The organism is Tamaricihabitans halophyticus (assembly GCF_004340875.1).
Lineage (GTDB): Bacteria > Actinomycetota > Actinomycetes > Mycobacteriales > Pseudonocardiaceae > Tamaricihabitans > Tamaricihabitans halophyticus.
In genome coordinates this window covers 357,775-376,541 of the sequence record NZ_SLXQ01000001.1, presented here as the reverse complement: position 1 = coordinate 376,541, position 18,767 = coordinate 357,775, and the positions used below count along the sequence as shown (strand labels likewise).

The 18,767-nt window shown below is 65.6% G+C and carries 18 protein-coding genes; 7 read left to right on the top strand and 11 right to left on the bottom strand.

The window, feature by feature from the left end:
• The first annotated feature begins 124 nt into the window (after window positions 1-124).
• Entirely contained in the window at window positions 125-1,822 is a 1,698-nt protein-coding gene (locus tag EV191_RS01775) for a hypothetical protein (protein WP_132875017.1), read from the top strand.
• On the opposite strand, the gene EV191_RS01770 is transcribed toward EV191_RS01775, so the two are convergent.
• The 3 genes from EV191_RS01770 to EV191_RS01760 form a co-directional block, all read right to left on the bottom strand.
• Entirely contained in the window at window positions 1,819-4,389 is a 2,571-nt protein-coding gene (locus tag EV191_RS01770) for a PEP/pyruvate-binding domain-containing protein (RefSeq protein WP_132875016.1), read from the bottom strand. The genes EV191_RS01775 and EV191_RS01770 overlap by 4 nt on opposite strands.
• The gene (locus EV191_RS01765) at window positions 4,386-5,093 is read right to left on the bottom strand and encodes a TetR/AcrR family transcriptional regulator (RefSeq protein WP_132875015.1); all 708 of its coding nucleotides are present in this window, start codon (window positions 5,091-5,093) and stop codon (window positions 4,386-4,388) included. Before EV191_RS01765 ends, EV191_RS01770 begins: the two co-directional genes overlap by 4 nt.
• A gap of 111 nt (window positions 5,094-5,204) precedes the next feature.
• Window positions 5,205-6,212 (bottom strand): TetR/AcrR family transcriptional regulator C-terminal domain-containing protein, encoded by a 1,008-nt coding sequence (locus tag EV191_RS01760; RefSeq protein ID WP_132875014.1) that lies wholly within the window; start codon window positions 6,210-6,212, stop codon window positions 5,205-5,207.
• A gap of 95 nt (window positions 6,213-6,307) precedes the next feature.
• Between EV191_RS01760 and EV191_RS01755 the strand changes: the two genes are divergently transcribed.
• A complete protein-coding gene (locus EV191_RS01755) occupies window positions 6,308-6,940 on the top strand; it encodes a GNAT family N-acetyltransferase (protein ID WP_165912780.1) in 633 nt (210 codons plus the stop codon).
• 31 nt (window positions 6,941-6,971) lie between these two features.
• A complete protein-coding gene (locus EV191_RS01750; protein WP_132875012.1) occupies window positions 6,972-7,403 on the top strand; it encodes a hypothetical protein in 432 nt (143 codons plus the stop codon).
• A gap of 41 nt (window positions 7,404-7,444) precedes the next feature.
• On the opposite strand, the gene EV191_RS01745 is transcribed toward EV191_RS01750, so the two are convergent.
• Window positions 7,445-8,035 (bottom strand): GNAT family N-acetyltransferase, encoded by a 591-nt coding sequence (locus EV191_RS01745; RefSeq protein ID WP_243658697.1) that lies wholly within the window; start codon window positions 8,033-8,035, stop codon window positions 7,445-7,447.
• A 126-nt stretch (window positions 8,036-8,161) separates the two neighbouring features.
• On the opposite strand from EV191_RS01745, the gene EV191_RS01740 reads away from it, so the two are divergent.
• Entirely contained in the window at window positions 8,162-9,607 is a 1,446-nt protein-coding gene (locus EV191_RS01740; RefSeq protein ID WP_243658696.1) for an APC family permease, read from the top strand.
• On the opposite strand, the gene EV191_RS01735 is transcribed toward EV191_RS01740, so the two are convergent.
• The 7 genes from EV191_RS01735 to EV191_RS01705 form a co-directional block, all read right to left on the bottom strand.
• On the bottom strand, window positions 9,580-10,428 hold the full coding sequence (locus tag EV191_RS01735; RefSeq protein WP_132875011.1) for an urea carboxylase-associated family protein: 849 nt from the start codon (window positions 10,426-10,428) through the stop codon (window positions 9,580-9,582). The two genes, EV191_RS01740 and EV191_RS01735, sit on opposite strands and share 28 nt — an antisense overlap.
• A gap of 14 nt (window positions 10,429-10,442) precedes the next feature.
• Window positions 10,443-11,591 (bottom strand): 5-methyltetrahydropteroyltriglutamate--homocysteine S-methyltransferase, encoded by a 1,149-nt coding sequence (locus EV191_RS01730; protein WP_243658695.1) that lies wholly within the window; start codon window positions 11,589-11,591, stop codon window positions 10,443-10,445.
• 170 nt (window positions 11,592-11,761) lie between these two features.
• Window positions 11,762-12,628, bottom strand: coding sequence for a nucleotidyl transferase AbiEii/AbiGii toxin family protein (locus EV191_RS01725; RefSeq protein WP_132875010.1), 867 nt, complete (start codon window positions 12,626-12,628; stop codon window positions 11,762-11,764).
• Window positions 12,625-13,221 carry a type IV toxin-antitoxin system AbiEi family antitoxin domain-containing protein gene (locus tag EV191_RS01720; RefSeq protein WP_132875009.1) on the bottom strand — a complete coding sequence of 199 codons (597 nt, stop codon included), beginning with the start codon at window positions 13,219-13,221 and terminating at the stop codon, window positions 12,625-12,627. Before EV191_RS01720 ends, EV191_RS01725 begins: the two co-directional genes overlap by 4 nt.
• Window positions 13,222-13,366: 145 nt before the next feature.
• Window positions 13,367-14,101 carry a class I SAM-dependent methyltransferase gene (locus tag EV191_RS01715; RefSeq protein ID WP_132875008.1) on the bottom strand — a complete coding sequence of 245 codons (735 nt, stop codon included), beginning with the start codon at window positions 14,099-14,101 and terminating at the stop codon, window positions 13,367-13,369.
• A gap of 119 nt (window positions 14,102-14,220) precedes the next feature.
• A complete protein-coding gene (locus EV191_RS01710; RefSeq protein ID WP_132875007.1) occupies window positions 14,221-14,871 on the bottom strand; it encodes a response regulator transcription factor in 651 nt (216 codons plus the stop codon).
• Entirely contained in the window at window positions 14,868-16,064 is a 1,197-nt protein-coding gene (locus tag EV191_RS01705) for a sensor histidine kinase (RefSeq protein ID WP_132875006.1), read from the bottom strand. Before EV191_RS01705 ends, EV191_RS01710 begins: the two co-directional genes overlap by 4 nt.
• Window positions 16,065-16,271: 207 nt before the next feature.
• Here EV191_RS01705 and EV191_RS01700 point away from each other — a divergent pair, with 207 nt between their 5' ends.
• The 3 genes from EV191_RS01700 to EV191_RS01690 all read left to right on the top strand — a co-directional run bounded on the left by EV191_RS01700 (window position 16,272) and on the right by EV191_RS01690 (window position 18,727).
• A complete protein-coding gene (locus EV191_RS01700) occupies window positions 16,272-17,309 on the top strand; it encodes an MBL fold metallo-hydrolase (RefSeq protein WP_132875005.1) in 1,038 nt (345 codons plus the stop codon).
• Window positions 17,310-17,508: 199 nt separating this feature from the next.
• The gene (locus EV191_RS01695; RefSeq protein WP_132875004.1) at window positions 17,509-17,898 is read left to right on the top strand and encodes a carboxymuconolactone decarboxylase family protein; all 390 of its coding nucleotides are present in this window, start codon (window positions 17,509-17,511) and stop codon (window positions 17,896-17,898) included.
• Between the two features lie 37 nt (window positions 17,899-17,935).
• Window positions 17,936-18,727, top strand: coding sequence for an N-acyl homoserine lactonase family protein (locus EV191_RS01690; RefSeq protein WP_132875003.1), 792 nt, complete (start codon window positions 17,936-17,938; stop codon window positions 18,725-18,727).
• Window positions 18,728-18,767: the final 40 nt, after the last annotated feature.

The window sequence follows — 18,767 nt, the reverse complement described above, 5'->3', positions numbered from 1 at the left end:
GTCACCCGAGCTTTCCCGGCATACCGGACAATCGTGCTTCCATCGGGTGATGTTGCTCAGGCGTAGTTGAGAACTCCTCGCCGCGCCATCATCCTGACTTGTTGTTGGCGCACAGGGAGGTTTGATGGCGTCGGTGGGCGAGCGCGATGCGGACGAGTTATCCGGCACGACCAACCTGATCGACTACCTAATTGAACTGACAACCAGAGCTGCTGACCATCGGGCAACCGAGGCGTATCGGCGCATCCGGACCGGCGTCGATGCTGCTCCGGAGCGAGTTTCGGCAAGTTTGCTTGCCCTTACCGCTGGCGAAGATCGTGAAGCGAGCGCACCGCTGCTGTGCCGATCGGTCGGTTCCGCGGTGGATGCCGTTGCCAATCTGCCAGTCGCGAACGGCCGAACGCTGGTCACGGCCGCGGCCGGAGTGGACGAGCGGACGTTGTGGGCGCGGCTACGGGAAACGCGCGATGACTTCACGATCCGCCGCGACCGGCTGCGTGCGGAGAATGTCCGGCTGGCGACGGAACTACGCGAGATCCGGGATCTCGCCACGGCGCACTCCGGGCAGTCAGCGCAACAGGGCGAACTTGCCGCGGAGCTGGCCCAGCTTTCCGCGGAGAAGCTGGGCACGCTCGCGGATTTGTGGCCGAGGGTAAGCAAGGCGCTGGACATCTGTGGCCTTGCCAGGGATGAAGGGATAACTCGCCAGCGGCCGTGGGTACAGCGAGCGGTTCGGGACCGGTTCGCCGGTACCAACACCGAACAGTGGGGCCGGTTGCTCGAGACCCGCAGCGAACCAGAGCGGCTGCTTGACCTGCTGCGAAATCCGGCGGATGAACGGGTGGTCGAGTTCGACCGGCCGCTCACCGTGCGGCATATCGGGATCGCACGCCGCTGGTTGCGGGACGGCTCGGCGTTGCTGACCTACCTGCGCGCCGGCGGCAGTTGCCGACGCTGGATGCCGAGCCGACCACAGAAGGATGCCAGGCAGTTACTTGACGCGGTACTTGTGGACGGTCAGCCCGCGGATGCCGCGGACACGTTGAACGCCGTGCTGCGTCGCATCGAAACGGAGATCGAGGCGATGCGGCTGGCCAAGGTCTGGTCCGAGGCAGGGGTGGCGGTCAGCACGGCCGATGCCGCGGTGGTACTCGTCGAGCTTGCGGACAACGCGCGCTTGCTCGATTGGGTGACCTATCTCGGTCAGCTCAGGGACTGGGTGGCTGGCGCGCTCGGTGAGTCCGGAATCGACATCCCAATGACCACTGTGGATTCGTTCGTTCGGGTATTGCGTGCGGTCCCGGCAGCCGGCCGGTTACGGGAACGCGAGCGGCGGCACGCCGAAACGGCGGATCGGGCAAAGCGGCTACGGGCCGAGCTTGCCGCGAATGAGACAAGCCTGCGCGATGTGCTCGGCCGGCTCGCGGTACTCGAAGCACGGGACCGGTCGACGGTCCGCTGTGTACCGCTTGCCGAACTGGCCGAACTGGCGGGTTCCGGCGAACCCGCCTTCGATGTGCTGATCATCGATGATGCGGCGGATATCGGCATCGAGCATCTTTATCTGCTCTGGCTCGCGCCCACGGTGATCGCGGTTGCGCCCAAGGTAACCACGGTTGGCGATGCCCAGCCGCCACCTTCGGTGCCCGTACCACGGACTTCGGCGAAACCGACGTTGGCGGATGACCACCTCGCCGGGATCGAGCCGCGCATCCGGGCCGTGCTTCGTTCCGGCGGCAGCATTGCCGAACTGTTTGCCGCGCGAACGCCGCCAACCCGGCAGGTGTCGACTGCGGACAAGCTGGCCAAGGTGTCTGGCTAGCGCTCGGCTGGTTCGTCGATGCGCTGCACCGTGCCGCGCGCGCCGTCCACCCGAACACGATCTCCGGTACGCAGCCGCATGGTTGCTGAGCCGCAGCCAACCACCGCGGGTATACCGAGTTCGCGGGCCACGATCGCGGCGTGCGACAGCGGCGCACCCACGTCGGTGACCACGGCTGCCGCCCGCGGGAACAGCGGCGTCCAGCCGATGTTCGTGGCGGCGGTGACCAGTACCTCGCCCTGCCGCAATGCGGTCCCTTCGGCCGGGCTGGCTACCACCCTGGCGATCGCCTCCACTACGCCCGCGGAACCGGGGAAACCCGTGACCGCACCGCTTGCTGGTCGTGCTGTCCCGTGCTCGTCGTACAGGTCGGCGCGCCGGTTGGCATCCGCTGCCCAGCTGCCAGGATCGAACCGGCCGCGCAGCACGGTCGGGTAGCGCGGCAGCGAACTGTAGTACCGGTAGGTCGCCTTACGGATATCGATTGATGCCAGCGCGCGTTGGTCCCCGTCGAGCAAGGCGATGACCTCCTCGATCGACAGGAAGAACAGGTCGTCTCCGTGCCCGGTGAGCTCACCAGCCCGTAGCACGAACTGCCGCGTCACCGCGAAAACGCGTACTACCTCGGACCGGGTTGCCTCTCGTCCGTGCGCGATCTTCGCCCACAGCCCCAGTTGCCGGCGCATCTTCGTTACCGAGCGCGGGTACTGGGCGCGGAACCGTTGCCACGCCTGGTCGCGTTCCGTTCGCTGGTGGGCAAGCAGCGCGTCAACGTCGATCGAGGACTCGCGGAAGGCCGCGAGCTGTGCATCCACCCAATCGGAGTCCTCCGCTGGGTACGGAATGGACACTTCGTACTCGTGCGGGCCGCGGTGTCCGTACTCATCGCGGAAGGTCTCCCGATCGAACTCGCCCTTTGCCAGCTTGCTCAGCCCGATCACCGGTCCGAGACTGGCCAGCTCGCCCCCGCTGGCCAACCCACCGAACAGGGCGGCCGCGTCGGCCTCGTCGACCATCGCGCGCAGCTGGTTCCGCGTGTGCACGGGAGAATTACCGCCCTGCCTGGTCGCGGCTTCCATCATCTGGCAACAGGTGCGGAAGTACGGGAGCAGTTCCCGCCGCCAGAACTCCGCTAGCCGTTTCGGATCGTTCACCTCGCCGATCCGCTTGCGCAGCCGGGCGGATTCGGCAACCGCGTTCTCGAGAAACCGAGGCATCCGTCGCGCGTTCTGACGAATCCGGCGCGATACCCGCCACAGCACCGGGATCAGCGCCTTGGCGATGTCAAGCCGGGAAACCGGTATTCGCGGAATGTCCGTCTCTTCGGGAAGCTTGCCGAAGACATCCTCGGTCAGGGAGCGAAACTTCGCCTGCGACATCCCCATAACGCCGGCGATCGCCGCGGTTGTGCTGACATTGAGGTAGAGCCGACCACCGATATTGCCGAAGCCGTTGTAACCAGGCAGTTGGGTGGCCGCCATGGTGTCGGCGAGCAGCATCTTGGCAAGCGACCAGGTGCATGGCGTCATCACATCCGGAATCGCTTCGCCCACGTTGCCACTGGTCCACAGGTAGTCCCCAGCAAGGCTGTCGTTCCAGGTCTCGCGCTGTTCCGGCAGGTTCGTGATCGGTCGCGCCTGCACGATGGACAGTCGGCCATCGGACAGGGTCCACTCGATATCCATCGGTGTGCCGTAGTGCGCCTCGATCTTGGCACCCAGCTCGGCAAGCTCGTTCGCGGTGGACTGATCGAGCACCGCGGCACCCCGCAGCCGAGGGGGTAGTTCCTCAATGCGGGTGCCCTGCGCGGCCGGTACCGTCCTGACTTGCTGTGCGCCGATGTTCTCCTCGACGATCCGACCGCTGGTCCGGTCGAGCACGGCCGAATGCGGGGTTACCGAGCCATCCACGACGGAGTCGCCGATGCCCCAACCGGCGTTCACTATCAGGCGTTCCGCGTCTCCGGTTACCGGGTCGGCGGTGAACAGCACGCCCGCGGCGTCGGCGGGCACGAACAGCTGGATGACGACCGCCATGGCGAGCTGGTCGGTGCTGATCCCGTTGCGTGCGCGGTAGCCGATCGCCCGCGCGGTCCACAACGATGCCCAGCAGTCCCGTACCGCCGCGATAACGGCATCGGCGCCCCGCACGTTGAGCACGGTCTCCTGCTGGCCGGCAAAGGACAGCTCGGGCAGGTCCTCGGCAGTGGCCGAAGATCGGACCGCGACCGAGGGATCGGCGCCAAGACCGTGGTAGGCGGCGGTGATATCCCGATGAACTTCCTCGGGCATGGCCAGTTCGGCAAATGCGGCGGCGATTCGCGACTCGGCGGTCGTCAGGGTTTCCGGCCGGCTTGAGTCTACTGTGCACAGCGCGGAATCCACCTCGGCGAGGAATGTCGGATGGCTGGTCGCCTTGCGGTAGGCGGCCGTGGTGACGTGGAATCCATCCGGCACTGGCAGGCCGGCCGCGGCCAGCTCGGCGAGGCCGGCGCCCTTGCCGCCAATCAGTGCCAGTTCGGCGGTAGCCGAAGCGAATGGGAGTACTACGGGTGGTTCGGTACTCATTCGGATTCCTTCGTGTGTCCCATGGCGCGCAGGTACTTGCGCCGCTCTAGCGCGGTGCTCTTCTGGAAGTAGGCGATGGTGGCCGCGCGAAAGGCCGCGCGGTCCGTCTCGTCGAACGGGGTGCCGCGGTCGAGTACCCGAGCTATCGACTCGCCGAGCAGTTCACTTGCCACCGGCTCCGGCACCGTGAACTCGGCCGGCAACAGGGTGGGCGCGTGCAGCGCGCCAAGGAATGCGGCGGCGATCAGCTGGACCTGTGCGGCCAGGCTGATATCGGTGCGGATCAGCTGTTCGGCGCGTAACCGCTCGAGGTAGCCGGCGAAGGTGTACGGCATGGCCTCGGCGAGCTGTTCGGGCGCGCGATTGTGCACGAACTTGCCGAGTACTCGCAGGTCGCGTAGATACACCGCCTTGCTCAGCGGGCAGGCGTGCAGCGAATGGGCGAAGCCGGTGAACACCGTCGCGAGCGTGTCCGGTGCGTCGGCGATGCGCTCGTCGATGTCCTGGAACATGCCCATCCGGTCGCGCCGTAACAGCGCCTCGAACAGCTCGGCCCTGCTCCGCCAATGCAGGTAGATCGTGCCCTTGGCGACGCCGGCCGCCGTGGCGATGTCATCCACGGTGGTTTTGTCGTAACCGAGCTGTCCGATCAGTTCGGCCGCGGCGTCCAGGATCCGGTGTGCCCGCGCTTCCCGATCGTCCACTCGGTGACCTCACGATGTCGACTACATGACCAAATCAGTGTTTCTGGTCAAACATTAGCCAAACCTCGACATGCTTGTCGAATCGACCCGACTTGTCGTCGCGAGGCGCGGCTAGACGGTGGGCGAGGTTGCCGCCGAATGCGCGGCTACCCACGCGCGTAGCGCCGGCACCAGGGCGCGCCCGCTCGCGCTGAGCTCGTAGTGCTGCTCGGTGCGGGTGACGAGCTCCTGCTCGGCCAGCAGTCGCAGTCGCTCGGTGAGCAGTTTGCGGGAGATTCCCGGGATGGCTTCGGCTAGTTCGGTGAACCGCGCCGGTGCCGCGCCGAGCAGGTAGAGCACTTCGGGTATCCAACGCTTGCTGATCAGTTCCAGCGCGCTCGTGTCGGTCGCGCTCAGTCGATGAACTGAAGTTACTTCAGGTAACTCATCTGGTCGCGTGTCCAATCCGTCGAGAAACGTTGCCAGGCCGTCCAGTACCCGTTGCAGGCCGAACTCGAAGTCCTTCAGATAGGGCCCAGTCGCCTCGGCGCGCTCGACGAGTTGGCGCAGCATCGGGAACCGCTCGTCCTCGGTAAGCCGGATAAGCGCTGATAGCTGCCCGGTCCACCAGCGTGCCGAGTTCATACCGGAGGTCCTGTTCGCGCGCGTCTCGTCAAGCACGCTGAGCGCCGCGCCCTGTACGTAGTCGCTGACGGTAAGAAAGATCTGCATCCTGGTGTCGATCGGCAGGTCCAGATGCGTGACCGCGGCCAGTCCCCACTCGACGTTGCGCAGCACATTGGCGCCGAGTGTCGGTCGCTGTCCCGCGACGTACGGCGCCACCCACGGGTGCCGCAGGTACATTGCCCACTCCTGACGGGCCGCGCTGGCCAATCTGGTCCGCCAGTCGGCCGGCGCTGGCTCCGGGTAGCGCAGCTCACCGAAAGCCGTATCCACCGCCGAGGCGATCAGATCGTCCTTTCCGGACACATGCCGGTAGATGGACATCGTGCCGGCCCCAAGGGAGGTCGCGACCTTGCGCATGGACAACGCCTCGGGTCCCTCCGCGTCCGCAAGGTCCATCGCGGCACGCACGATCCGGTCCCTGTGTAGCCCTTGCGCGTCGTGGTGATTGGTCATCGGCTACCCATCTTGGCGTATCCAGCCATCGGTGGGTACGGTGTACCCATGAGATGCGTACACCGTACCCACGGTGGTGACGAAGGGTGGTCCTGGTGGGCAATGTGGTGATTCGCGCCGCGACCGAGGCGGATCTGGCTGAAGCGGCCGCGGTGTACCTGGCGGGCAACGCGGATGAAGCGGTGTTCAACTGGGTTATCCCGGATGAAAGCGCGCGCGCTCGGTTCGTTGAATCCGGCGGTGAGCACGCGACGCAATGGCTCGCCGGCATCCTGGCAACGGGCGCATTGCTGGTCGCGGAGGTCGACGGCGCGCTGGCCGGGGTGGCGCAGTGGGAGTTCATCGACGGGCCAGGTCAGCTCGATGCGCAGGAGCTCGCCGCCGCGCTCGAGCAGGCCTACGGCGAGTACACGTCGCGGATGATGACGCTGCTCGAGCTGGTTGAGCGGCGCCATCCGCGCGATACACCGCATTGGTATCTCCAGCAGATCTGCGTACTGCCCGCGTATCGCGGTACTGGCCTGGGTGGCGCATTGCTGCGACACCAGTTGGCTGAAGTGGACGCGGCCGGCCATCCGGCATATCTGGAGGCAAGCTCGCCGCGTAACCAGGCGCTCTATGCCCGGCATGGTTTCCAGGCGCTCGGCGCACCCGTGGAACTGCCCGGAGGGCTGGGACTGCAGCCGATGTGGCGACCCGCCGCACTGAATCTGTCAAGCCAAACTTGACAAGGAGTGCCGTCAAGGTTAACTTGACAGCATGACTGATTACGTAGCGAAAGCGTTGGAAGTGGACATCGACGACGCCGTACGACGGGTGCGGGAGATCTCCGAACAGGAGGCGATGAATCAGGCCATCAGCGTGGTTGGCGCTGGTCCCGCGCCCGGCGGTGCGGAGTGGGAGGCCGAACAGGGCACCGATACGCCAGCCGCTCGGCAGACCGCTTGGCAGCTGGTCCGGCTCCGGATCGAACTCGCCACCGGTATCGATCCGTTCGGGACGGTGCTTGGCCTGCGCAGGATGGGCACCACCTGGGCGACGATCGCCGCCGCGGCGGGGGTCAGCAGGCAGGCCGCGCACGACCGGTGGGGTAAGCAGGTGCTCGGCGTGCTCGACGCCTACGGGACCGGCGAGCTCGGCGGGCCGGTGGCCGACGACGAGGCCGACCTACGCCGAGGTATGGCCAGGTAGGTCGGCCCCAGTTGATCGACGGAGTTGATCGGCTGTGTTGATCAGCGGCGCGGCTCCCGGACCATTGCCCAGGTTCGGGGGCCGCCGTCGGGCAGTTCGACTTCGGCTCGCACGGTGAAGCCAAGTCGCTGGTAGAGCCGGACGTTGCGCTCGGTCGAGGTTTCCAGATACGCGGGAACGCCGGCTTCCTCGGCCGCGTCAAGACCGGGCTGGATAACCGCGCTACTGAGCCGTTTGCCCTGGTGGTCCGGATGTACGCCGACGGTGCCGAGGAACCACACGGGCTCGGTTGGCCGGTGTGCGGCCATGGCCGCTTCGGCGCGCTGCGACTCGGCAGCCCGCTGTCCGGCCAGCTCGGCGAAGCGCGGTGCCAGCTCGGCGAAGACCGCGCCGATTTCCGTACTCTCCGGAGTGGTCCAGACCGCGACCGCGGTGCGGTCGTCGGTGACCCAGACCTTGCCGTGTGGTAGCCCGATCCGGGTAATGAACAGGCTCTGGAAGGTTTCCAGGCGGCGTTCGTGATCGTCGGCAGCGATCGTGTGCCGGGTCCACGGGTAATCGACGAAGGCTTCGGTGAGTGTGCGGGTGGCCGCGTCCACATCGGCGGCAGTTGCCAGACGTACCTTGCTCAAACTAGGAATTCTCCCCTGTATCCGGCGCATCCGGTATGGCATGCTCTCCCGGGCACAACGACCGGTCGTGGACAGGAGTTCCGCTTCCGCGCTGTGCCGGGATGCGCTTGAGGATAGGTGGTCACGGTGGGCAGGCAGGATGATCTGTCGGGTGTGCGGGAGCCGGGAAACGGGCTGATCAGGGTGCTTGGCCGCACCGATGTGCTGGTGATCGCGTTTGGCGCGATGATCGGTTTCGGCTGGGTGGTGCTGACCGGCGACTTTCTCGGTGAGGCCGGCAGCATCGGTGCGGCGCTTGCCTTTCTGTTCGGCGGGATCGTGGTCGGCCTGGTCGGCCTTACCTATGCCGAGTTGGTTTCCGCGATGCCGGCGGCCGGCGGGGAACACAATTACGTGCTGCGTGGTCTGGGTTCCCGGCCGGCCTTTGTGGCCTCGTGGGCGCTGGTCCTGGGCTATGTCACGGTTGCCGCTTTTGAAGCGGTCGCGTTGCCGCAGACCATTTCGTATCTGGTGCCTTCGCTGTCCAGTGGTGAACTGTGGACGGTGGGTGATTCGCCGGTCTATGCCGCGTGGACCGCGGTAGGCGTTGCTGGTGCGATCGGGGTGACGGTGCTGAACTACGTCGGGGTGCGCCCGGCCGCGGTGTTTCAGACCATCGGCGTTGCCTTCTTGCTCGGGGTGGGCGCCCTGCTGGTGTTCGGTTCGGTAACTGGCAGTACGGCCGCGAACTTCGAACCACTGTTCACGAACGGGTTTTCCGGGATTCTCGTGGTACTGGTCGCTACGCCGTTCCTGTTCGTCGGATTCGACGTGATCCCGCAGTCGGCCGGTGAGATCAAGGTGCCGTACCGCAAGATGGGCACGCTACTTGTCGTCTCCGTAGGGATGGCGACTGCCTGGTACATCCTCATCATGCTCACCGTCGGCGGCGGACTCTCCCGGGAGGATCTGGCAGCTTCGCCGCTGCCGACCGCGGACAGTATGGCCGCGCTGTGGAACAGCCAGCTGATGGGCAACATCCTGGTGCTCGGCGGTATCGCGGGCATCATGACGAGCTGGAACGGGTTCATGATTGGTGCCAGCCGGCTGCTCTACGCGATGGCTGGCTCCGGGATGCTGCCGCGCTGGTTCGCCCGCGTGCATCCGAAGTTCGGCACGCCCGGCAACGCCGTGCTGTTCATCGGCTTCCTTTCCATGCTGGCCCCGCTGTTCGGCGAGGAGATGCTCGGCTGGCTGGTGAACGCGGGCAGCTTCAGCATCATCGTGGCGTACCTGCTGGTGGCACTGACCTTCCTGGTGCTGCGCAGGCGCGAGCCGGAGATGCCGAGGCCGTTCCGGGTTGGCCCGGCGAAGACCGTCGGCATCCTTGCCGTCGTGTTGAGCTTCGGGCTCGCGATCCTGTTCCTGCCAGGGATGCCGGCGGAACTGGTGTGGCCGTACGAGTGGATCATGGTCGGCCTGTGGGTGATCGCCGGGCTGCTCCTGCTGTTGCGCATTCCCCGGGTGCGGCCGGGGATCGACGCCGAGCACCGGCTGCTTGCCAGTTACCGCGGGGGCTCCGGGGCAGCGTAGGTCAGACCGTGCTGGCCGGCATAGCCGGCCGGTTCGGGCGGTGCCCAGCCCGCGAGTAGCTTGTCATCCGGGCGGTACACCTGCACGCCGATCGGCCGGCAGACCTCCAGCGGGTCCCTGGCATCCGGTCCCCATAGTGGAATGGACAGATCGCCGGCTGGGCAGGTGGACAGCGCGCAGAGCAGGTCCTGCTCGGCGAAGAACTCGAAGTGGTCGCCCGGCCGCGCGGGCGAAGCCTTCATGAAGTAGCGGTCCTCGTCGTTGAGACCGGTGCACTGGAACACGTTGAGCACATCGTGTACGTCGAACTCGGTCAGCCCGAACGGCAGTACCGCGCGCACCAGGTTGGAATGGCAGTGCTGGTCGAAATCCTCACCGGTCAGCATCCGGTTCACGTATGGATCGCAGCGGGTGCCGAGCAGATCGTGCACGCGGCCACCCTCGTCGTCCTCCCCGTACCAGTCCAATGTGTCACTGGTGATGGTCGCGAGTGGACGGAGATAAGGCAGCGTGGACCAGAGCCGGTCGAAGGTGCTCACATGCGCGCCATGTAGCTGCCGGGTGCGGGAGGCCCATAGCCGTTCGCGCGGGTTGTGCCTGTTCCAGATGTTCAGGTCGCCTACCTGCGGTCCGTCCACGGTGCGGATCCGGCAGAGCTGGCCGGCAGGTACCTCCCACGCGATTCCCGAGCGGATCGGGATGACGAAGTCGGTGACCGGGCTGCTCTGCTCGGCGTGGTTGGCGAGCCTGGTGTAGAACTCGCGGTCCACATCAAGGCTGCCGCCCGCACTCGCCTGGTATGCCGCGGGTGGTGATGCCATGCTCGTTGTTCCTTTCAGCCCCATACCTCGCGCGCGGTCTGCGCGACCAGTTCCAGTTTTGCCCACTGCTCGTCGATGGACAGCGTGTTTCCGTCCACTGTGGAAGAGAACCCGCATTGCGGGGAGAGGCAGAGCTGGTCGAGTGGCACGTACTGGCTTGCCTCCTCGATCCGCCGTTTCAGCTCGTCCTTGCTTTCCAGAGCGCCGCGCTTGGTGGTAACCAGTCCGAGCACGACCTGCTTGCCGGGCGGTACGAAGCGCAGTGGCGCGAACCCGCCGGAGCGGGCGTCATCGAACTCGAGGAAGAAGCCGTCCACGGCAAGCTCGCTGAACAGGGCCTCGGCGACGAAATCGTAGCCGCCTTCGGCCACCCAGGACGAGCGGAAGTTGCCTCGGCACATATGCGTGGTGACGTGCAGCTCCGGTGGCTTGTGCGCCAGCGCGGCGTTGATCTGCCGGATGTAGCGCTCGTGTTGGTGCTCGGCGTCCTCGCCCCTTGCCGCGATCAGCTCCCGCTGCTTGGGATCGTTCAGATAGGCGAGGCTGGTGTCGTCCAGTTGGAGGTACTGGCAGCCGAGGTCGGCGATGCGGCTGATCTCCTTGGCATAGGCAGCGGACAGATCCGCCCAGAACTGCTCGACATCCGGGTAGACGTCCGGATCCAGCTGGGCCTGGCCGCCCCGGTAGTGCACCATGCTCGGCGAGGGGATGGTGAGTTTCGGGGTCAGTTCGGGTGCCTCGGCGGCCACGGTGTCGCGGAGGAACTGGAAGTCTTCCGCGAAGATCGTCTTTTCCAGGCCGATGCGTTTGAACACCCGTAGCGCGGCCGGCGAGAACTCGAGCTTGCCAGCCTCGTTGTAGAACTCGACGTGCTGCTGCTCGTCCGAGGCGGTGATCCCGCCAAGCTGGTAGATGAAGTCCATATGCCAGGAGGCGCGCCGCGCCTCGCCGTCGGTGGCGGTACGCAGTCCCAGTTCGGCTTGTTTGCGTACCAGCTCGGCGATCGCGGCATCCTCGATGGCGCGCAGCTGGCCGCTGTCGATCTCACCATCGGCGTGCTGGGCGCGTGCCCGGAGTAGCTCGGGCGGCCGCAGCAGGCTGCCCACGTGATCAGCGCGAAACGGGGGAGTAGTGCGGGGTTCGAACATCGGCTTAGAGGGCATCGGCTTCGCTCACTTCATTCGGCACTCGACCACCGGCACAGGTCGACGGTCGAGTCTGTCAGCAAGCCTTGGTCGAACTCCACCCCAGGGGTGGCAGGAGTCCGCAAGACCCCTAAAGATTGCGGTCTTGGCGGAGACGGCTGGCTCGACCGGGGCAGCGTCACCAGGTGTCAGCTGGTCATCGCGCGCCATGCCGCGGCGTACGAGTCGGCAATGAGTTCGTAGGCCGTATCCGTGGTTGCCGCGGTGACGCCAAGGTCAACGGCCAGCGCGGCATATGGTCGTGCCCAGTCGCCAGGGGGTTTCGGTAGTTCGGGCGCGGGCGGCGCGTTGTCGCGCTCGGCGTGTACGATCTTGAGTCGCTCTCCGATACGCGCTGTGTCGGACAGTAACTCTGACTCGATCAGCAGGACCAGATCGACGAGGTCCTTAACTCGAGACGACGGGCGATCATGTGCATATGTTCGGGCATATGCATGGAACTTCTCCGCCGCGTGCTGGTAGACGTCCACAGCTTCGATCACAACTTCCGCCAGACCTGGAATGCTGACTGGCGGTGGCACATGAAGCGGCTCGGTCGCGCCCTTGACCTCGTTGAGCTGTCCGACCACATCGAGTTTGACGCGTTCGAACTCCGCGCCATCTAGCCGTGCGGTCACGCTGACCCGCCAGGCGTTGTCCTTCGTGCCTTCGTCACGTAGCCGCACGGGCCTACCGACGTCGAAGGTAAAACCATCGGAGCCGTCGTCACCCGCCGTTTCGAGTAGCTCGTCCAAAGTGTCCAGCATGTGTTCTGGATCAGTGGTATTTGCGATGCTGCCAACAAGATCAACATCTCGGGTCGCTCGAGCAGCATGCGACAGTCGAACTTCGAGGCAGAAACCGCCTTTGAGTACGAACCCGTGTGGTCCGAGGCGAGCCAGTAGCCGGTGAAAGACCAAGCTGCGTCGCAGTCGATTCGCGTCTATCCGTTGCGTGGCGGCGGCGATCCGGATGCGATCGTTGACGGCTCGTTGCCGGTCGTTGTGCGCGTTCATGTTTCCGTCCGGGTGGCCAGCGCGCGCTCCAGGCGTAGCGCCGTGCGGTCGTCCGAATCCACGGCCCTACGAAGCAGGCGCCGTCGTGTGGTCATCCCGCGATCGAGGGCGTCGGCTACCGCGGAGTCGATGAGTTCCTGCGACAGATCGCTACCGGCGATGTCAGTCAGCGTGCGTTCGACGGTCGTCAGCCGCCACGAACCGCGTGACTCGACGTCGCTGTCGCGCAGCGATCCGGTGTGCGTAATGACGGCATCGTGCGTCGCGCGGAAACCCGAGGGGACAGTGAGGTGGACGCGGGCGGGGTTGATGTCCGAGAGTCCGTGCGTCGCGAGCGCGGAGTCGTGAGACACCACCGCTTGTCCGCCGCTCCACAGCATCCAGCGTGCGTAGGCATCCTCGGGGTGACTTGGCCAGCCAGGGAGCCGAAACAGTCCGCGCTCGACCCGGACCCAGTTGCCATGGTCTGCGTGATGCTTCTGCGCCTGGTAGGTGTAACCGATCTCGCGTGCCTGTGCTGCCGTGAAGTAGCCGGCTTGATGGAACGCCAGCTCCTGGATCTGGCGTCTCAGGTCTTGGCTCGGACCAGGCACGGAGCGTAGCCTAGCAGGCTACAAAGTAAAAAGAAACTTTAGTTTCATGTAGGGCGACTACATCAAACTAAAAATTTACTTGAGTATTTCGTCGCTGTGCTCCGTCCGGTTCTGACGGAGACCGGCTGGCCGAGCGGAGGCTCGCTCAGCGACGTTCGGCGTGCAGGTGCCAGACCGGGAACAGTAGCCGCTCTTGCTCGTCGATACCGGCGTGCTCCGGATTCAAACTGAGTACCGGGGTCGCCTGTTGCGGCAGGCTGTCCAAGGTGAACGCGGTTGTATAGCTGGTCAGCTCGTAAGCGCGTGGCCGCCAGTAGGTGCCGAGGTTGGCTTCCAGGTCCCGTTTCGAAACCGGTGCGATGCCGGCGATGACATCGGGTACCGCGTCGGCGAAGCAGTACAGGTGTAGTCGCGCGCCGGGCAGCGTCACCCGGTGTAGCGCGGCCGCGTAGGCGATCCGTTGCTCGGTGGAAAGGCAGTGATACAGCGCGCTGTCCAGCACCGTGTTGAACCGCTGCGGGACCCCATCCAGCGTGGTCGCGTCCGCCTGCACGAAATCGGCGGCGAGTTCCTGGTCGCTCGCCCGCTTCCTGGCCATATCCAGCGCGGCGGCCGAGCCGTCCACGCCGAGCGTGTCGAAGCCCTCCTGCCGCAGAAACAGGGTGTTGTCGCCGAGTCCGCAACCAATGTCCAGAACCGGGCCGGTCAGCTGCCCGGTGCGGACCAGCTCGACGATCCGTGGCTGGGCCTCGCCGATATCCCACGGGATCGTGTCGAACGACAGATCCTGGCCGGCGATCGGCGCCGTACCACGGTAAAACGCATCGAAGTCAACGTCGTGCGGGTCAACGGCAAACTGGGTGCTCTCCTGCTCGGTCAACGCGTCCTCCTCTGTCGGACTGTGCCCCGCGGATCACACGGAGCAATAATTCAACCTACGTTGGAATCGTGCGCGCTGGCGTGGCCGTTTGTCAACGGTTGTTGAAATAGGCGCGGGGCTCAGCCGTCGACCAGGCCCGCCTGGTGGGCGAGTAGCCCGGCCTGGGTGCGGTTCGCGCAGCCGAGTTTGTCCAGCATCCGGGAGACGTAGCTCTTCACCGTGGCTTCGGACAGGAACAGCTGTTCGGCGATCCGCGCGTTGGCCAGCCCCTCGCCGAGTTTCGCCAGCACTTCGATCTCCCGCTCGCTGAGCCCGCCGATCAGCTCGCGCGCCCGATCCCGCGCCGCGTACTCGCTGGTGGACGCGGACACCAGCCGCTTGGCCGCGGCTGGTGAGAGCACGGTGTGCCCGTCAGCCGCCACCCGGACCAGCCCGATCAGATCTTCCGGTGGAGTGGATTTCACCAGGAACCCCGCGGCCCCCGAGCGCAACGCGCGCAGTACGTACTCATCAGCGTCAAAAGTGGTCAGCGCGACGACCTTCGGCGCGCGCGGCCGCCCACAGATCTGCTCGATCGCGGCAAGTCCGTCCACGCCCGGCATCCGCAGATCCATCAGCACCACATCCGGTTGCTCGCGGGTCACGGTCTCGACCGCTTCCGCGCCATCGTGGGCAACTGCCACGACCTCGATGTCCTCGGCACTGCCGAGGATCGTGCGCAGGTGAGCGCATACCATTGGCTCGTCGTCCACAATGGTTACTCGGATCACCCTGCTACCTCCGCTGTCGGCACGTATGCGGGGAGCGTAGCCGTAACCAGGAATCCGCCTTCCGATGTGGACTCCGTGTGAAAGGTGCCGCGCACCAGCTCGACTCGTTTGCGTAGCCCGGAAAGGCCCGCGCCAGAACCGGATTCGCGCAGGCCCTGCTCGGGCGTGCGGCGCGGTGCGCTGTTCCGGATGGACAGTTCGACCTTGCCGGTGGCATAGCTTGCCGCCAGCCATACCTGTGCACCCGGCGCATGTTTACGGACATTGGTCAGTGCCTCCTGGACGATCCGGTAGGCCGTGCGCGCGACCACCGGGGAGGCCTGTGCTGGATCGCCAGTCACGGTCAGCTCGACGGGAATGCCGACGGATTCGGACTCGGTGGCGAGTTCGGCAAGCTCACCCACGTCCATTGGCGCATCGGGTAGCTGCTCGGCTTCGCCCCTGCGCAACACGCCGACCAGATCGCGCATCTCCTCGAGTGCCTGACAACCGGTGGCGCGCAGTTGTTCGGCTGCTTCCTTGGTTGGCTCATCGGCACTGGTTACGCGCAGTGCGCTGGCTTGCAGCACCATCAGGGTCAGCCGGTGCGAGACGATGTCGTGCATTTCCGCGGCAAGCCGGGTGCGTTCCTCGGCGCGGGCATGTTCGGCCTGCAGTTCGCGTTCCCGTTCGGCGCGCTCCGCCCGATCGCGCAGCGAACGCAGCAGCCGCTGGCGTGCCTCGATGTACATCGCGAGCAGCCCCGGCACCGCGGTGTTCAGCAGCCCGAACGGCAGCACGTCCCAACTCGGCGTCCATGGCCGGGAGGCCAGCAGCGCCAACAGGCCGATGATCGGCCAAGCCCAGCGGCGCGGTTGGGTGTAGGCGAGGTTGTAGGTGATGACCCCGGTGATAGTCGGCACCGCGGTCGCGGTGATCTGGTGTTCCGGGGTGAGCAGCCCCGGCGCGACCAGATCAGAGGCCAGCATCGCCAGCGACACCACGCTGACGTAGCCCGCGACAAGTAGCGGTGCGCGGGCGATCAGCAGCACCGCGAGATCGACGCTGAGCAGCAGGGCCAGCCCGGCGTAAGGGCCGGCAGCGCCGGTCGTCGGGTCGGCCAGCGAGATCGCGATGTCCAGCAGCGCGAAGGCGAGTACCACCGTGCAGATCAGGATCGCTTCTGTCCTGCGCCGCAGGCGTAAGCGTTGCATCACGAAGGTTGACGGTACGCACGACGGCGGCGCCGGGCTGGCGCAACTGGCCAGCCGACAACGAAAGTTGACCGCAAAGGGACCGCTTGTTGCACGCGGTTCGATCGGTTCAGTGGCCAGTCGCACATGGCATAGCTAGTTGCCGCAAGCAACCGGTCTGGTAAAACAGGAGATTACGGCCTAAAAGCCTTGGGCGATCGGAGACTCATGGAACTGCAGCCGGACGACCCCACTGGAGACTGGACCGAGTCCGGGGTGTTCGAAGTCGCCCCTGGTGTTTACCGGATTCCGCTCCCACTGCCCGGTGACGGGCTCCGCGCGGTGAATGTCTACGCCATCCTGGACCGCGACGAGCTGGTGCTCATCGACTCCGGCTGGGCGATCGAGTCCGCGCGCGAGCTGTTGGTCAGCGCGCTGCGTGCGCTCGATCGCGAACTGGGCGATGTCCAGCGGTTCCTGGTCACCCACGTGCACCGCGACCATTACTCGCAAGCGATTGCGGTGCGCAATGAGTTCGGCACCCGGGTCAGCCTCGGCCGTGGCGAAGAGCCCAGCCTGCGAACGCTTGCCGAGCAGGGCCGCAAGGCGCGAATGCTGCGCGAGGAAAGCCTGCTCGCGCACGGCGCGGAACCGCTCGTGCGGGAGTTCCGGGCGATGACCGCGGCCGCGCCCGAGCCTGATCCACTTGACTGGTCGTTGCCGGATGACTGGTTCGAGGGGCCGGGTACCGAGCAGCTGCGTGGCCGCGCGCTCGACGTGGTGCCGACGCCAGGGCACACCCAGGGGCATGTGGTCTTCGTGGACGCACCGAACAACTTGCTGTTCGCCGGCGATCACGTGCTGCCGCGGATCACGCCGTCGATTGGTTTCGAGGTGGCGAAGGCCGAGCTGCCGTTGCGGGATTACCTCGACTCGCTGCGGCTGGTCCGGGGTATGCCGGATCGCCGGTTGCTGCCAGCGCACGGCTCGGTCACCGGCAGTGTGCACCAGCGGGTGGACGAGCTGCTCGAGCATCACAGCCGGCGGTTGGACGATATGGCCGGCGTTGTGCACGCTGGCGCCTCGACCGCATACGAGGCCGCGCGAAGCCTTACCTGGACTCGCCGGGAGCGCAAGCTCGACGAACTCGATGTGTTCAACCAGTTCCTCGCGGTGCACGAGACCGCGGCACATCTGGACCTGTTGGTGTACCAGGGCAAGCTGGACAGCGCGCTGGTGAACAGCGTCCGCGAGTACACGCCCTAGCCCAGAGTCGCCCCCGGAGCCGCGTTCTTTAGGGATCTTGCGGTTACTTTGTGCTGCCACGGCGCACCCCGTGCAGTTGCCGTCCCTGTGAAGTGGGTCATATCGCGGATCATCTCTTGTGTAGATTGTATGACACTCATACATTCATACGATATGACAAGCTGGCTTTCAGCTGCTGATCAAGGAGGTTCGGGCAGATATGGCCGACGAGCTGTACGACACTGGCATGGAGATTCGCCGCAAGGTGCTTGGCGATGAACATGTGGACCGCTCGCTGCGCAATGCCAACGATTTCGATTCGCCGATGCAGAATCTCACCACCAGTTACTGCTGGGGCATGGTGTGGGGCAGCGAAGGGCTGGATCACAAATCGCGCAGTATCGCGAACTTGGCCATGCTGAGTGTGCTCGGTCGGCAGCACGAGCTGCGGGTGCACACCGCGGGCGCGCGGCGCAACGGCTGCACCTGGGAGGAGATCCAGGAAGTGCTGCTACAGGTGGCGATCTACGGCGGTGTGCCGGCCGCGATCGATGCCTTCCGTACCGCGCGGGCGGTCTACGACGAGGAAACCGAAGCGTCCGGGCAGTAACGGGTACTGCCCGGACGGCAGCGCAAGGGAGCGCCAGATGGACTCGACATACGAGGTACTCGCGGTGCGGTACGGCACCCGTACCACGTACAAGAGCGAGGTATACCTCAACTTTCACACCTACGGTGAACCAGACACCGAGCTCGAGATGGACTACTTCTTCTGGGTAGTCCGCAATGCCGAGCGAACGTTGCTTGTGGACACCGGATTCGGTGCGGAAGTCGGAGACCGGCGAAACCGCACCATGCTTTGCCCGCCGGTCGATGCGCTGGCAAAGCTCGGCCTGCGACCGGATGACGTCACGCAGGTGGTGCTGACCCACGCGCATTACGACCACATCGGCAATATCGGGCTGTTTCCGAACGCGGAAATGCATATCGCCAGGCAGGAAGTGGAGTTCTGGGCAGGTCCATACGCCCGGCGGGCCCAGCTGGCCGCGGCTGTCGAACCGGCCGAAACCGCCGCACTGACTGAAATGTGGCGCTCCGGGCGGCTCAACGTGGTCGAGGAGCGCGCTACGGTGGCCCCCGGGATAGAGCTACTGGTGGTTGGTGGCCACACCCCTGGGCAGCTGATCGTTCTGGTCAGTACCGACAGTGGCCAGGTGGTGCTCGCTTCGGATGCACTGCACTACTACGAGGAGTACGAGCGGGATCGGCCGTTCGCGGTACTTTCCGATCTCGTCGGTATGTACCGCGCCTACGACCTGCTCGATGAGCTCGCTACCGAACGGGGTTGCCAGCTGGTAGCCGGGCATGACCCCGATGTGCTGCGCCGTTTCCCGCCGATGAGCGGTATCTCCGATGTCGCGGTCGCGCGGATCGGCTGATCATCGTACGAACTAGACACGAGGCAAGGAGGCCGGGTTC